10 protein-coding genes are annotated in these 16,138 nt (G+C 46.5%); 3 read left to right on the forward strand and 7 right to left on the reverse strand.

The annotated features are described in order from the left end of the window. The first annotated feature begins 2 nt into the window (after window positions 1–2). Window positions 3–3,179: an efflux RND transporter permease subunit gene (locus ACRRSW_RS21145; RefSeq protein ID WP_432460367.1), complete on the forward strand. Its 3,177-nt coding sequence runs from the start codon at window positions 3–5 to the stop codon at window positions 3,177–3,179. A gap of 313 nt (window positions 3,180–3,492) precedes the next feature. Here the strand turns inward: ACRRSW_RS21145 and ACRRSW_RS21150 are convergent, their stop codons facing one another. Next, window positions 3,493–5,535 (reverse strand): starch-binding protein, encoded by a 2,043-nt coding sequence (locus tag ACRRSW_RS21150; RefSeq protein WP_432460368.1) that lies wholly within the window; start codon window positions 5,533–5,535, stop codon window positions 3,493–3,495. Window positions 5,536–5,951: 416 nt separating this feature from the next. Here ACRRSW_RS21150 and ACRRSW_RS21155 point away from each other — a divergent pair, with 416 nt between their 5' ends. Beyond that, the gene (locus ACRRSW_RS21155; protein ID WP_432455583.1) at window positions 5,952–7,592 is read left to right on the forward strand and encodes a glycoside hydrolase family 13 protein; all 1,641 of its coding nucleotides are present in this window, start codon (window positions 5,952–5,954) and stop codon (window positions 7,590–7,592) included. A gap of 92 nt (window positions 7,593–7,684) precedes the next feature. Here ACRRSW_RS21155 and ACRRSW_RS21160 read toward each other — a convergent pair whose 3' ends face one another. Continuing rightward, window positions 7,685–7,936, reverse strand: a complete 252-nt coding sequence (locus ACRRSW_RS21160) for a DUF2498 family protein (RefSeq protein ID WP_432455581.1) — start codon at window positions 7,934–7,936, stop codon at window positions 7,685–7,687. 111 nt (window positions 7,937–8,047) lie between these two features. Next, window positions 8,048–8,950, reverse strand: a complete 903-nt coding sequence (locus tag ACRRSW_RS21165) for a DMT family transporter (protein ID WP_432455580.1) — start codon at window positions 8,948–8,950, stop codon at window positions 8,048–8,050. Between the two features lie 246 nt (window positions 8,951–9,196). Here ACRRSW_RS21165 and yegD point away from each other — a divergent pair, with 246 nt between their 5' ends. After that, the gene (gene yegD / locus ACRRSW_RS21170) at window positions 9,197–10,570 is read left to right on the forward strand and encodes a molecular chaperone (RefSeq protein WP_432460369.1); all 1,374 of its coding nucleotides are present in this window, start codon (window positions 9,197–9,199) and stop codon (window positions 10,568–10,570) included. 28 nt (window positions 10,571–10,598) lie between these two features. Here yegD and ACRRSW_RS21175 read toward each other — a convergent pair whose 3' ends face one another. The 4 genes from ACRRSW_RS21175 to ACRRSW_RS21190 all read right to left on the reverse strand — a co-directional run bounded on the left by ACRRSW_RS21175 (window position 10,599) and on the right by ACRRSW_RS21190 (window position 15,983). Then, entirely contained in the window at window positions 10,599–11,867 is a 1,269-nt protein-coding gene (locus tag ACRRSW_RS21175; RefSeq protein ID WP_432455578.1) for a sensor domain-containing diguanylate cyclase, read from the reverse strand. A 66-nt stretch (window positions 11,868–11,933) separates the two neighbouring features. Then, the gene (locus tag ACRRSW_RS21180) at window positions 11,934–12,878 is read right to left on the reverse strand and encodes a substrate-binding domain-containing protein (RefSeq protein ID WP_432460370.1); all 945 of its coding nucleotides are present in this window, start codon (window positions 12,876–12,878) and stop codon (window positions 11,934–11,936) included. A 244-nt stretch (window positions 12,879–13,122) separates the two neighbouring features. Continuing rightward, window positions 13,123–14,949, reverse strand: a complete 1,827-nt coding sequence (locus tag ACRRSW_RS21185; protein ID WP_432460371.1) for an ABC transporter ATP-binding protein — start codon at window positions 14,947–14,949, stop codon at window positions 13,123–13,125. Between the two features lie 155 nt (window positions 14,950–15,104). After that, window positions 15,105–15,983 (reverse strand): LysR family transcriptional regulator, encoded by an 879-nt coding sequence (locus ACRRSW_RS21190; RefSeq protein WP_432460372.1) that lies wholly within the window; start codon window positions 15,981–15,983, stop codon window positions 15,105–15,107. Between the last annotated feature and the right edge of the window lie 155 nt (window positions 15,984–16,138).

A 16,138-nucleotide genomic window follows, 5' to 3' on the forward strand; every position in this document is an offset into this window, starting at 1 on the left:
TCATGGGAATTGCAGGACGCATTGGCGAGCGCTTCTTAAACTCACCGATTACCCCTTTATTAGCCTTAATTGGTCTATTACTTGGGATATTTTCGGTACTGATCACCCCCAAAGAAGAAGAACCACAAATTGATGTGACCTTTGCTGATGTCTATATTCCCTTCCCCGGTGCAAGTCCCAAAGAAGTCGAGAATTTAGTTACGCTACCAGCAGAAAAAATCATCTCCGAGCTGAATGGTATCGATACTCTGTATTCATTCTCACAACCCAATGGTGCGATGATTATTGTGGTGTTTGATGTCGGTGTAAAACGCAATGACGCCATCGTAAACTTATACAACCAAATCTATGCAAACTTAGACAAGCTCCCCAGTGGTGCGGGCGTCGGACAACCCTTAATTAAACCCAGAGCAATTGACGATGTGCCCATCGTAAGCCTGTCCTTATGGGACGAGAGTCTCACACTGAGTCCCTTCGACCTAACTAAAATCGCCCGCACTTTAGAAACTGAATTAAAACGGATCCCCGGCACCAAAGATGTCTATACCTTAGGTGAGCAAGCGATGGTCGCTTCAGTCCGAGTTGATCCAGTGAAACTCAACGCCTATGGGGTCGAATTTGACCAGATCGCCCAGCAGTTACAAAGCAATAACCAACAATCAGGATTAGCCGATCTGATCCAAGATAACCGAGTCATCAAGGTGCAAAGCGGGCAATTCTTACGATCCGCCAGCGAATTAGAGAACTTGGTGATAGCAACCCACAATCAAAAACCGGTATTCTTGGCTGATGTTGCCAGCATCAAGGTTGGAGCTGAATTACCCAGTCAAAGCGTGTGGCTGGTCAACCAGCAAGGTAAATTTCCTTCCGTCACGATTGCTATCGCCAAACAAGCGGGTGAAAACGCGGTACAACTGGCGGAACGTATCGAACAACGGCTAAGCCAACTGGATAATGTACTCATTCCACATCAGGTGAAACACCAACTGAGCCGTAATTATGGCGCCACTGCCGCTGACAAAGCCAATACTCTGATTGGCAAACTGGTGTTTGCCACAATCGCCGTTGTACTGTTGGTGCTGCTGGCCATGGGCTGGCGAGAAGCTATTGTGGTGGGGATCGCGATTGTCATCACCCTCGCGATGACTTTATTTGCTTCCTGGGCTTGGGGCTTTACCCTTAATCGGGTCTCTCTCTTTGCACTGATTTTTTCCATCGGCATTCTAGTCGATGACGCAATTGTGGTGGTCGAAAACATCCACCGACATATGCGGCTGGCAGCCAAGCATGCCGAACCCGCCAAGCTAAGCCAAATTATCCCTCAAGCGGTAGATGAAGTGGGTGGGCCAACTATTTTGGCAACGTTTACCGTGATTGCCGCACTGCTTCCGATGGCCTTTGTTTCCGGTTTGATGGGGCCCTACATGAGCCCCATTCCAATTAATGCCAGCCTTGGCATGTTAATCTCTTTGTCGGTGGCCTTTATCCTGTCACCTTGGCTAAGCGCTAAACTACTCAAAAATACCCCTGATCATCCAGCCGAATCGAGCCAAGGCTCGAAATTACACCGTTTATTCGAACAACTAATGCGGCCGTTTCTAGACCCTCACCGAGGCGGCAAGAACCGGATCTGGTTGTGGTTAGTCGTACTATTGATGATTATTGCCGCCGTCGCCTTACCCATTAATAAATTGGTGGTTATGAAAATGCTTCCCTTCGACAACAAGTCAGAGTTTCAGGTGATGGTTGATCTACCTGAAGGGCGCAGTTTAGAGCAAAATCAAAGACTTCTCTTTGAGCTGAGCGATTACTTGCTCACCATCCCCGAAGTTGCTGACTTACAACTATATGCCGGCACCACCGCCCCGATTAACTTCAATGGCTTAGTCCGTCACTACTTTACACGCAGTAGCCAAGAGCTCGGTGATATCCAGGTAAACTTAGTTGATAAAGCCCATCGGCAACGTGATAGTCACAGTATTGCCAGTTCGGTGCGACAACAACTGCAAGCGATCGGCGCCCCCTATCAGGCCAACATCAAAATCGTTGAAGTCCCGCCAGGGCCACCAGTTTGGTCACCAATTGTGGCAGAGGTCTATGGCCCCAGCGATGAAATACGCCAACAAGCCGCAAGTGCTTTAATGCAGCATTTTCATCATACCAACGACATCGTTGATATCGACATCATGCAACCCAGCCCACAAACTCAATGGCGAATTACGATTGATCGTAGTAAGAGTGCTCAGCTTGGGATTAGCTATGGGAACATTGTTACCCTCATTACCACCGCGATTGGCGGAAAAGATGTCAGCTTCTTACATCGAGAACAACAACTCTATCCGGTCCCGATCCGCTTACAGCTGGCAGAAAAAGACAAGTTTGATTTAGAGCAGCTGCTCAATTTACGACTGCATAACCCACAAGGCGATGCGATCCCCCTGAGTGAATTGGTAAGCATCAATCAAGGCAGCACTAACCTGCCGATTATGCATAAAAACGCCATTCCTATGATTATGGTCGTTGCCGACATGGCTGGTGATTTAGACAGTCCCTTATACGGCATGTTTGAGATGGCCTTCAGTGCCAAAGATGCCGGCTTGCCTTTTGCGCAACACTATATCGACCAACCTGATGGGCTGAGCGAGATTGCCATTTTATGGGATGGTGAATGGAAAATAACCTACGAAACTTTCCGCGACATGGGACTCGCCTATGCGGTGGGGATGATCATGATTTACCTATTAGTGGTTGCCCAGTTTCGTTCTTATTTGGTCCCCTTGATCATCATGGCTCCGATCCCGTTAACCATCATCGGGGTCATGCCGGGACACGCCCTATTAGGCGCCCAGTTCACTGCCACATCGATGATCGGTATGATAGCCCTCGCGGGGATCATTGTGCGTAACTCTATTTTGCTGGTGGATTTTATCAATCAGCAGGCAAGCGCTGGTATACCTTTTTCCAAAGCCGTAATAAGTTCGGGGGCGGTACGAGCCAAACCCATCGTGTTAACCGGACTAGCCGCGATGATCGGGGCTTTATTCATCCTCGATGACCCAATCTTTAATGGCTTAGCCATCAGCCTTATCTTTGGAATTCTGGTTTCTACGCTACTGACCTTAGTGGTTATACCAGTATTATATTTTGCCTTAATGCGTAAGCACTATCCTCAAGGATAATCACAATCCGTGGATGCCCGCTATCGCCTGCTTACAATCTTAAGATCGGGCCTATCTGGATCTGCAAAGGTGGGCCTGTTTCATTCATCCTGCAGTGTGCGGCAATGATGCACGGACGCCACCGAAGCGCGGAGCCTGACTCGCTTCGCTCTCACAAAGCCCTATGTGGTGCCGCTAAAAGTCCCTCACCGCGCCCAGCATAAAAAAGCCCGGCACAAGCCGGGCACAATCGAGACGCATGAATAAATGAAGGTTTGCTATGCGGTTAGTACAATCGTTTTACCGCCACGATTAAAGGTAACCCGCAAGCAAATTAGTCGCTGCAATAGCTTGACGCAACCCAGCTTCCAGAGGCGTAACAAAGCGCATCACCATCGGTACTCAAGTCACTACTTTGATTGGCGCCATTATCACTAAAAATCACATTTAAATGACTCAAGGGGGTGCCAAAATCATAACAATAGTAATTCCCTTTTTGCTGCATCGCAGTACCAGGCCATTGGGCATCGTTCACAACCGTTTCAGCTTGAACTGACCAGTAATAAATGCTTGGATTAGTAAAGCCAACTTGGTTGTCATAACACACTTCACTGCCACCCACCGGCTGATCCGTGACGATAAAACCACAGTCGGTCAAACTCTTCCATTGTCCGCCTTGGTAACAGCTGGCACCTGCTACGGTTAAATCGGCAGTTTGCTTAGCACCATTATCACTAAAGATAACATTCACACGACTGAGGCTTGCCCCAAGATCATGACAGTAAAAACTACCATTTTTCTGCATGCTCACACCAGGCCAATTGGCATCGGCTAAGCTGCCCAAAGGTTGAGCCCCCCAATAGTAAAGACTTGGCGAATTAAATTGAGCCGCGTTGTCATAACAAATGGTGCTGGCGGTCACAGGAGTCAGGCAAGCACTTCCGCTACAACCACAATCATCCCCAGTACAAGGCTCAATTTTTGCGCCAACATGGATCGCCGCAGCATTATCGCCACTCACGCTGAAGTGGGCCATTCCACCACTCACGGTAATCACTCCAGGACCTTTCGCATCCGCCGAAACGATACACTCACCGCTCGTCTCATCGAAGTTAGCCTCAATAATATTACAGTAGTCACCGTCCGCCATACCAGTATTCAGATCTTGCTCTAGAGTACCGTCTGCGCGCTTGTTGATCACAACGAAACCTAGGCCGCCGCGACCAAAAGCAATTTGGTCGTTACCATTATCCCACCAATTGGTTAATTGCCACTGTGCCGCAGTGTGGTTACGGAATGCCACCATATTCGCGACACCACGCCACTTATGCTCACAAACCCAGTCCCCACCATCGAAACCACAGGCATTGCCAGTATGCACACCAGTACTTGGTGGACCCGCATCAAAGTCGCCATTAAAGTAATAACCCGACATGATTTTTGGATAACCATAAGGATAAGCAAGGGTGAAAATATTCGCTAAGAAGTAACCATCACCCGCTGTACCATGCCAAATCGGTCCGTTAGGATTATGTCGTTCCTCATCATGATTGGTAACAAAAGTCACGGCGTCAGCACTGGCTAGCTCCATCGAAGACGATAGATTTCTCAACCAGGCAATGTTGCTATTACGAAATGCCGGACCAATTTGGCGCGCAAAGGCAAATTCCGTCACGTTACCATTATAAGTATATTCGGTTGGACGAATCGGCTCGCCACCAGCACCGATCACTTCTTGGAAAAGATATGGATTGCCATTCAGTTTAGATTTTATCGCCGCGATATCTTCCGCAGGGATATGTTTTGCCGCATCAATTCGAAAACCAGCCACCCCCATACTCGTGGCATCATTCATATAATCGGCAATTTTTTGTCGTACGTAATCAGAACTGGTTTTTAAATCATTGAGGCCCACTAGATCACAATACTGTACCTGCCAACGATTGCCATAATCTATTTCGCTAGTACAAGAGTTGAAATCATTGGTGCCATAGGGAACATCGGGGAAATATCGGTCCCATGCTGCCATATGGTTAATCACCGCATCGACATAAATATCGACACCCGAAGCCTTACAGCGTTGTACCATATCTTGAAACTGCTCGCGGTTGCCACTGCGGCTATTGAAGCGATAACTCACTGGCTGATAACGAGCCCACCAAGCGGGATTGTCTACCCCCTCATTTGGTGGGGAGACTTGTACCGCAGCGAAGCCCTTAGGCCCTAAAAAGGTTTCACATTCGGTGGCAACATCTTGCCAACTCCACTCAAACAAATGAACAAAAGCAGTGCGAGGCACTGCCGTGGCGCTAGAGGCATAGCTCAGCGCCGCACCAGCTAGCAAGGCGCTAGTGGCGATTTTACTAAATTTTCTCATTGCTACTTTCCCGTGTAATCTTTGAGCGTCTCTTTAGACTAATGTTTCACCGCCACTCTTTGGTGGTCTATGATGAGAAGGTAAATAAACCGCAGGAAAGAACCACAAGTAAAATCCAAACTTACCCATCCTTGGCGATATACCTCGACGCTCAATTTACGCCGATTCAGCAAAGCATGCTGTAGTGAAACCGTGATTTGAGCAAACCGTCACAATAAATAATTAACCCGATAGTTACGGCATGAAGCGGATCATATTTTAGTAAAAAATTCTTAATTTTATGAGACGAAATGCGCCACATCAGCTACTGCTAACAAATAAATCACTATGAAAACGTTATCAAGCCAACAGCAAGCTAGGTCAGCATTTTTTAAAGCAGTACAATAGCGTCTACACGCTTTATTTCGGAGACCAAGATGGAAAAGCAGTGGTGGCATTCGGCAGTGGTTTATCAGGTTTACCCTCGTAGTTTTTGTGATAGCAGTGGGGATGGTAATGGTGATCTGCGTGGTATCATCAGCAAACTAGCTTATCTTGAAAAATTAGGGATTAACCTGATTTGGTTATCCCCGGTTTACCTTTCTCCGATGAAAGATAACGGCTACGACATCGCTGACTATCAAGCCATCGATCCCCGTTTTGGCAGCCTAAATGACTTACGAGAATTAATCGCCACTGCACGCCAACATCATATTGGCATCATCATGGACTTGGTTCTTAACCATAGTTCCGACCAACACCACTGGTTCCAACAAGCGAAGCAAAGCCTAGATAACCCTTATCGCGATTATTATATTTGGCGCGATCAGCCTAACTCTCTTCGTTCGATCTTTGGTGGGCCCGCTTGGAACTATGATGCCACCACCGATCAGTACTATTTTCACTTGTTTGCCGATTCTCAGCCCGATTTAAATTGGGAAAATCCTCAGGTAGAGAAAGAAATTCAACAAATGATCAGTTGGTGGGTTGCTCAAGGAGTGGCAGGGTTTCGCTTAGACGTAATCGATCTTATTGGCAAACAGATTGACCAGGGGATCACCGAGAATGGTCCTCGATTGCATCCTTTGTTACAGCAACTACATCAGGCCTGTTTCGCCAATCACAATTTAGTCACCGTTGGAGAAACTTGGGGGGCCACACCTGAAATAGCTAAACGTTACTCTGATCCTGCTCGCGAAGAACTATCGATGGTGTTTCAATTTGAACACGCCGCTTTAGACTGGCATCCACAACATGGTAAATGGCAAACTCAAAAATTTGATCTGGTGGCTTTGAAAAGAGTATTGAGCAAGTGGCAAACCGCCTTTCAAGGCGATGGTTGGAATGCACTGTTCTGGAATAATCACGACCTACCACGCATCGTGAGTCGCTGGGGGAATGACCGACAATATCGCCAACGCAGCGCCAAATTATTTGCCACCTTATTACATGGCATGCAAGGCACGCCCTATATTTATCAAGGTGAAGAAATTGGCATGACCAACGTCCGCTTTGAACATTTGGATGACTACCAAGACATCGAAATCAAAAATAGTTATCAGGAAAAAGTACTTGAACAGCAAAGCTTAAGTCATCAACAATTTATGCAGGGTGTATATGCCAGCGCCCGCGACAACGCAAGAACACCAATGCAATGGGATAATTTACCGCATGCTGGTTTCAGCAAGGTTCAGCCATGGCTTGCCGTGAATCCAAACTATCCAGAAGTGAATGTGAGTAAGGCCTTACAAAACCCTCACTCGGTGTTCTACCACTACCAGCGCCTAATTGCCTTGCGTAAGTCCGCCGACTACGGAGAGATCTTGATATATGGCAGCTTTGAACTACTACTCCCCGAGCATCCACAAGTATTCGCTTACCTGCGACGCTACCAACAACAAGCTTTGTTAGTCGTCACTAACTTAAGTGAACAAGCGGTCGCTGTGAGTCTGGATTATCAGATAAAGGCACTGATTCTAAATAATCTACAACAAGACGAAGCGCAAATTAGTCATTTACAAGGACTCAGCTTAGCGCCTTACCAAGCCTTGTTATACGCCTTGGACACAACTAACTAGGCCACGAATGTCATTCACCGGGGAGAGTGCGCTGAACACCATCAACACACGGTGAGTGCTCATACTGAAGTCAAGCTTAGCCCGAGTATGTGCTAGGCCGATTCGCTAAGACTGTACTGTTCCGACAAGCGATGGCATAACCATTTATACAAATTAAAAGCAGTTGGACTATTCACCGTGGGTAACAGCTCCTCATCCAGAAAAGCTTCGCCCTTAAAAGTGAGAACATCGTGATACTGAGTCACGTCACGTACTTCAATACCGGGAATATAGTCATCATGTTCACGCAACATTTGATTAGCAATATCAATCAAGGCTTGTTTAGTTATCGTTTGTTTGCTCATTACAGTAAGTTTGTTCCGATCCAAAGATAAACCTTAGCATACACACTTGGTCCACTACACCCTAATTTTTAGATCAAAACTTGTGGTGTTTTTCGCACCCTTAACGGTAAATCAGGGCCGCGCTTCGATGATCGTTTTTTTCGGCCGCCACTGCTGGATCAGTAAGCCTGCAATGATCAATAACAAGCCGAGGTAAGTTGCTGGTTCAATTTGTTCTGCCAGAAAATAGGAGATGAAAAACAACGACAGAAACGGCGAAATAAAAATTAAATTACTGATCCGTGCAGTATTGTCAGTCAATTTTAGCGCCAAAACCCAACAAACAAAAGCAACCCCCATCTCAAATAAACCCACATAGGCAGCGCCTAACCAAGCTTTAAAATGCCAGCTGGGTAAACCGTCGCTGAACCAGCAATAAGCGAATACCATTGGTAGGCTAAAACTAAAGGCTACCAATAAACTCGCCACTGCATCACCATGATTGCGAGTATTCATGATCCAATAACCTGCCCATAGCAGGGTGCTGAATAAGGCTAACAATACACCCGCCACGCTATCGAACTGCATCGCTAAAATGTCACCACGAGTGGCAATCACCAATACCCCAAAATAACCTAAAGCCATGGCAAGCAGATCCTGACGCCGCAATTGCTGCTGCAAAAAAGGCACCGCCAACAAGGCCAAGGTAATCGCCCAAGTATAATTCAGCGATTGAGCCTGCTGAGCGGGGAGCAAGTCGTAAGCCTTAAACAATACCAAGTAATAGGCAAAGGGGTTAATCGCTCCGACCAATAGGAAATACCCAGGGCGCTGGCGCGCATAACGAAAGGCCAAATGTAATTTTTGTTGCCAAAGCAATATCCCAGTCAACAGCAGCATCGAGCTGAAAGAAGCCAATAACACCAGTTGAATCGGACTCAGCCACTGTAACGCCAACTTAAATGCAGTCGCCACCGTTGACCACATCAACACGGCGCTAAGGCCAAATAAGTAAGCTCTAGTCTGGTTTTTCATTTTCGGTTCTATTTCAAGCACTCAAGCCTTTCAGTGTAAGGGGCTCCCGCCGCTATCACAAGCCTCAACGCCATTTCCAATAAACCCTTGCCAAACCAAGCTGAGCCGCTCTCCCGCGAGCTTACGCCGCGAAACCAATTTGAAGAAATAAAGCACGCTATGAACCAAAGACCAAGCAAGGGTACTGTACCCTTGGCGCTTAATTTGCTAACCTGCGCGGCCTTTTCTATCCGTGAGGCATGTTTTGTGAATCAATCAATCGCCGGTTTCGATTTTGGCACCTCTAACTGCGCTGTCGGTATCATGCAGGGGCAACAAGCCCATTTAGTAAAGTTACCAGCACATGGTCATTACATGCCCTCCACTCTGTTTGCCCCACAATCAGAGATGATTTGCGGTTGGCTCTATCAACAACTGGACGCCCAAGGCCAAGCCGAAGCCTATAAACATGCTCGCTCTCATCAGCTATCTGCCAGCTTACGAGCCTTACGCGAATTAAAACTAGACGGTTATGATGAACATTTGAGTTTTGGCCAACAAGCATTGCATGAATACCTCATCGATCCCGCCGACTGTTATTACGTGCGATCTCCGAAGTCATTCTTAGGCGCCAGTGGCATTCGCGAACGCCAACAACAACAATTTGAAGACATTGCAGCAGCGATGATGTGGCACATCGCCGAGCAAGTGAAGCAAACCGGTTTAGCCAACTTGGAAAAAGTGGTGATTGGTCGACCGGTCAACTTTCAAGGTTTAAATAGTGAGCTAAGCAACCAACAAGCACTCAACATCTTGCGCAATGCGGCTAAATACGTTGGTTTTAAGCATGTTGAGTTTTTGTATGAGCCAATGGCGGCGGGCCTCAGTTATCAACAACAACTCCACAAAGAGCAACGCGTTTTAGTCATCGATATTGGCGGCGGCACCAGTGATATATCGATGCTCACCATGGGACCAAACTACTTAGCAGAACGCGACCATCAAAGCTTAGTACTGGGATATAACGGTGAACGGATCGGCGGCAATGATTTTGATATCGCACTAAACTTTGAAACACTAATGCCTTGTTTAGGCGCCAAACTTCTATTGGCCAGTGGCCAACCAATGCCGATTAAACCCTTTTGGGATGCCGCTGCGATCAACGATTTCCCAGCGCAGGCTCGCTTCTATCATCAAGACACCAGCTTATTGTTGCAAAGACTACTCAAAGAACCACAACTCGCGCCTTTAAAAGCCTTAGTGCGACTAAGCCAAGGACGCTTAACCTACCAAATGAGCGCCTCGGCAGAGCAAGCCAAAATAGCCCTTAGTGAACAGTCTGAAACCGTGGTCGACCTAGGTTATTTAAGTGAACAACTACAGGCCGAAGTCAGCCAGACAAGCTACCGTCAAGCCGCAGAACGCTTGCTCACTAATATTGCCAAGTTAAGTGATGAAGTACTTGCCCAAGCAGCTTGCCAACCCGAAGTTATTTTCTTAACTGGTGGTAGCGCCAATTCTCCGATGATAAAAGACTTCTTAGCGAAACGTTACCAAGCGCCGTTGATTTGTGGAGATAACTTCGGCAGCGTGACCAGCGGCCTTACCCTGTGGGCTAATCATATTTTTCAGGCCACTTAAAGCAACAACCAACAAGCCGTCGCTTGAATTACAATTGATAAAATTGCGGCGCTAAGGCAACTTGGTTCTTGCCTCGCTGTTTCGCGATATAGAGCGCACTATCGGCACGCGCAATCAGCGATTCAGGGCTAGAGTCGTTCTCGGTCAACATCGCTAAACCAATACTAACCGACCAAAAATGATGCTGTCCATTGACCGTGATTGGTGATTGTTCCAGATGTTGACGCACCCGCTGTGCAATCAGCATCGCTGATGATTGAGCAGTATTGGGGAGTAACAGTAGAAACTCTTCGCCTCCCCAGCGAGCCAAAAAGTCACCATCACGTAATACCTTGAGGCTTTCAATAGCAAACATCCGCAATACGTCATCTCCAATGGCATGTCCATACTGATCGTTAATTTGCTTAAAATCATCAATATCTAATATCAAACAGCACAAAGGATTATCGCTGCGCTTACTCATTGCAAATTCAGTCACTAAAACTTGGTTCATCGAGCGTCGATTCATTAAGCCCGTTAGCACATCATGATTCGCCTGAAACTCCAAACGTTGTTGCTGCCGATGTAACTGAGTCACGTCCATCATCACCGACTGCACCGCAGGTTCACCTTCCCAACTGACTAAGCTTTCGCTAATATTTAGCCACACCGAGTCGCCATCTTGTCGCAAATACTCTGTCACTACGGAATGTGATTCCATCTCTCCAAGCAGCAAGCGCTCATGTAATTCAATAGCTTGTTGCTGGTTATCTTCAGGGATCAAGGCTAACAAACTTGGCAGAGCGAGAAGCGGTTCAACATGACTAAATCCCACTAAATCGGCTAGTGCTTGATTGCTATACAGCGGTTTAAAAAAGCGATGAACTAAAATACCTTGCAAGGAAGACTCGACCAACGAACGATAGCGTTGCTCGCTTTGTTGCAGTGCTTGTTTCGCGGCGACTTGCTGGGAAACATCAATTAGCGTAATTTGCAGCGCTGGTGCGCCCTGCCACTGGCAAAGATGATCAATACTAATCACCGAACAGAGCTGGCCAAATCTGTCTCTATTCTGATACCCCACCACTTTGGGACGCATTTTGCCAGCCATTATCGCCGCGTAATTTTGTAGGGCTTGCTGGCGATCATGTTCACAAAACAGCGTCAGTAACGATGGCAATGCCATCACCTGCGCTGCATTATCATAACCAAACATATGCGCATAACAATCATCAACAAACAACGGAACAAAGTCACGATGAATAGCGGTACCATAATTGCCGCAAATATTATTCTGCTTGCGCATAATTCGCTTCATCAGCATGCCATCTATATAGCTTAGTCAGACGGTTTCACTTACTCAAATCAGGCGGTTTAATTTCAACTAATCAAGCCCCAACACCTGCTTAACTTTAGCTTGATTAATATTTGAATGATCCACAAATAAAACCCCTGTATCCCATAACAAAGGCTGATCTTGCAATTCTGGTTGGTGACCTAACATGGCTTGATACGCCGCGTATACTGCGAGATACCCCATAGCAAAAGGCTGTTGTATCACCACCCCATAGATATCTTTATTGACAATCGCGGCATTAATACTTCGATTGGAATCAAAACCGATATGCACCATCGAGCCCTGCCGCTCCAATTGCCGAAGAGAAACCACGGTGGCAAGAGTCGTCAGCTCATTCGGAGTAAAAATGCCCTGCACATCTTGCATATGATTCAGTATCGATAAAGCTTTAAAGCGCGCCGACCCAACTGTGGTCCCAAGATACACATCAACCACGACCTCTAATCCGCCTTTCACTGCCTCATCAATGAACCCTTGCTCTCTCGCTGCGGTCGTCACCACACTTTTATCGAGTCGGAAAAGTGCAACTTTACCTTTCCCCCCCAGCGCTTTTGCCATTTTTCTTCCAGCCAAAGCACCTGCCATATAATTATCGGTTTTAATGATCAACATCGGTGCGCCACCAACATCTCTGTCGATATACACCGTGGCAATATTGATACTTTTTAATAAAGCGACATCCACAGCTCGCTCTGGACTATTTGGAGCTAACACTAAAGCACCACAACCGCGATCTAATACCGTATTAATTAATGCCCCTTGACCTTCAACATTTAGTTCATTATTAGCGCCACGAACATAAACTTCAGTGCCAATTTTTGCGGCCGCACTTCTCGCCCCCCGCTCAACTAATTTCCAAAAATCAGCGCCACCACCAGCGGTCACCACACCGATACATTCGGCCGTAACAGAGCCCATTCCCAGGCAAAGGCTGAATAACAGCAGACTCGTCAGACTAAAAAATCTACGCATAGACAGGCTTCAACAACGTTAATCGCATAAGTGTAACCTTAGAAAAAACAGTCATAATCAAGCTTATTGTTATCAATGGATTGCCCCTTTTACCTTTAACAATAGTCAAAAAATATGGGTTCGTGCGTTTATCAGCCGCGGCCTCGCCCTTATTAGTTGACTTCAGCGGAACCTCCGAGCCCCATACAACACCCAATAAAAAAGGCCTGCGTGAATGCAGGCCTTAGAAGAAAAGGTTCAGGCTTTATTCACCGAGGAAACCGCCCGTTTGATGCGCCCATAATTGACTATAGATCCCATCACCTTGAATCAACTCGGCATGACTACCCTGTTCAATAATTTTTCCCTTATCTAATACAATTAGGCGATCCATCGCAGCGATGGTGGATAAACGGTGAGCAATGGCGATCACTGTTTTACCATGCATCAAGCGATTTAAACTGGTTTGGATCGCCGCTTCAACTTCCGAATCCAAGGCTGAAGTGGCTTCATCTAAGACTAAAACAGGAGCATCTTTTAATAATACTCGAGTGATTGCGATACGTTGACGTTGCCCACCGGAGAGTTTCACCCCTCGCTCACCGACATGAGCGTCATAACCGCAACGACCATCTTGATCACTCAAACCTAAAATGAATTCATGGGCTTTGGCTTGTTTAGCCGCAGCAATCATTTGCTCTTCACTGGCATCGGGACGACCATATAAAATATTGTCACGCACCGAACGATGCAATAGGGAAGTATCTTGCGTCACCATCCCAATTTGAGCCCGCAAGCTATCTTGAGTCACTTGACTAATATTTTGACCATCGATCTCGATTGAGCCGCCCTCAACATCATGAAAGCGCAATAATAAATTCACCAGAGTGGTTTTCCCTGCACCAGAACGCCCCACTAAACCAATCTTTTCGCCAGCCTTAATACTCAGATTGAGGTGTTCGATAACCCCACTTTTCTCACCATAATGAAAACGGATGTCACGATAATCAATCTGACCTTGATCCACCCGCAAAGGCTTAGCATCATGCTCATCAACCACCGTCTGTGGGCTTGTTAAGGTCGTCATCCCGTCGGCTACGGTGCCTATGTTTTCAAATAAAGAACCTATTTCCCACATGATCCACTGAGCCATACCATTCAAGCGCAGCACCAAAGCAATAGAAATAGCAATTGCCCCTACCGAGATGTCACCTAACATCCATAAGTAAATAGACAGGGCCGCAATACTAAATGTAAGCAAATAATTTGACAGTTGCACACAAACATTGAGCCCGGTCACCAAACGCATCTGTTGATGAACGGTTTGTAAAAATCCTTGCATGCCTTCTTGAGCGTAATCGGCCTCGCGTTGATTATGCGAAAATAACTTCACGGTTGCGATGTTGGTATAGCTATCCACAATTCGACCACTCATTAAAGAACGAGCATCCGCTTGTTCGGTCGACACTCGCTTTAATTTCGGCACAAAACGGAACTGAATTGCGATGTAAACCACCAGCCATAGCAGCATCGGCCAAATGAGGCGTATATCAGCCTGTGCCACCAACAGCACCATGGAAGTGAAATAGACCAATACATAAACCATTAAGTCGAGTAATTTCATCACCGTTTCACGTACCGACAAGGCCGTTTGCATGACTTTAGTCGCGACACGCCCAGCAAAATCGTTAGCAAAGAAGGAAACACTCTGCCGCAATAAATAGCGATGCGCCGACCAACGGATCGCCATCGGAAAATTACCGAGCAAAGCTTGGTGAATTAACAGCGAATCGAGTAGGGTAAGCAGTGGCATCACCACCAACAGCGTGATGCCCATCAGCCACAAGGTGGAAGATTCTTCACTTAATATCGTATTTGGATCTTTGCTGCCTAACCAATCAACCAACTGCCCCATAAAGCCAAATAAAGCAACTTCACAGATAGCGATCAACGCAGCGATGACGGCCATGCATAACAGCGGTACCATCATCCCCTGACAATAATGGAGACAAAACTGATATAAGCCCTTAGGGGGTTGCTCAGGCTCTTGCGTGGGGAAAGGCGCAGTTAAGCGCTCAAAAAAACCAAACATTTGAAATTCCTTGCGATAAAACCAGTGTTTCGAACGATCAACAAACCATTATACTTTACGAAATATATTAAAAATTGTGCAACATTGAGCGCCATACCAAGACCATTCAGGCCTCAATGCCAGTTAACATAGTGATCCGTTTGAATACGCATCGCTTATTCAGCCGCTTGCTGCAAACTATAGGGAGTAGAGGGTTCGGTAACCCCTAATAGGCTTTCCACTTGACGGATCTGCTGCAATGCCGCCGAATCCTTCCGATAACTAAGATATACCGGACGTAACCAAGGCTCTGAACATTCCACCAAATGAAGTTGCTGCGATTCGAGAAAAGGCTCAACCATCGACACTGGCAAATAACAGGCTCCACCTTTTTCTAAGATGAAATCCAAAGCAATTCGTCCCGTCGAGGTGCGCAAAAATGGCGGTGGCATTTTACTATGACGAAGCGCATGCTCGGAAGCAAAACGGGTGCCCCAGTCAACATAAATATACGAGTTTTCTAGCGCCAATTGCTGAGTTTGGTGGCGAGTAGAAACAAATACAAGCTCTAAATCGACAACTTTTTTACAGGCCAACTCTTCAGATTTTAAAGGGTCAACGCCCACCCCAATGTCTAGCGTTCGCTCGATTAAGGCGCGATGCATTTGTTCACGGCTTAAGGTCTCAGCACGAAAGGCATAACCGCTAAATGCTTCGGTCACCACACTCAAACAATGCTGCAAATAAGCATCCCAAACGTTAGGCGTGCCAGCAATGGTCAATTGAATGGCATGCGCTTTGGTGAGTAATAACTCTGCCTTCGCTTGCTCAAGAGTACGCACCATATTTTCAGCATAGGAGGTTAAACGTTCGCCAGAACTAGTCAACTTAATGGCATTCCGGTCACGAATAAATAACTGAGCGTCAAAGAAGCTCTCTAATTGCTTAATGCGTGCACTAACCGCCGCTTGAGTGATATATAAATTTTCTGCCGCTCGCCCAAAGTGCTTCTCTTTTGCCACTTCTAAAAACGTTCGAAATACTTTTACGTCCATTCTCTCACCCCTATAACAGCAGCAACGAGAGTAACAAACAATTTTTACGCTTACGACAAATAATATTTTTAACGTCGTCAAGAAGGAGGCTCAAAAAAACCACAAAAAACACCCGCAAAAAACACCCGCAAAACTTCCACTGTAAAGTCTTCGTA

The sequence above is a fragment of the Agarivorans sp. QJM3NY_25 genome (assembly GCF_050870875.2).
Classification (GTDB): Bacteria; Pseudomonadota; Gammaproteobacteria; order Enterobacterales; family Celerinatantimonadaceae; genus Agarivorans.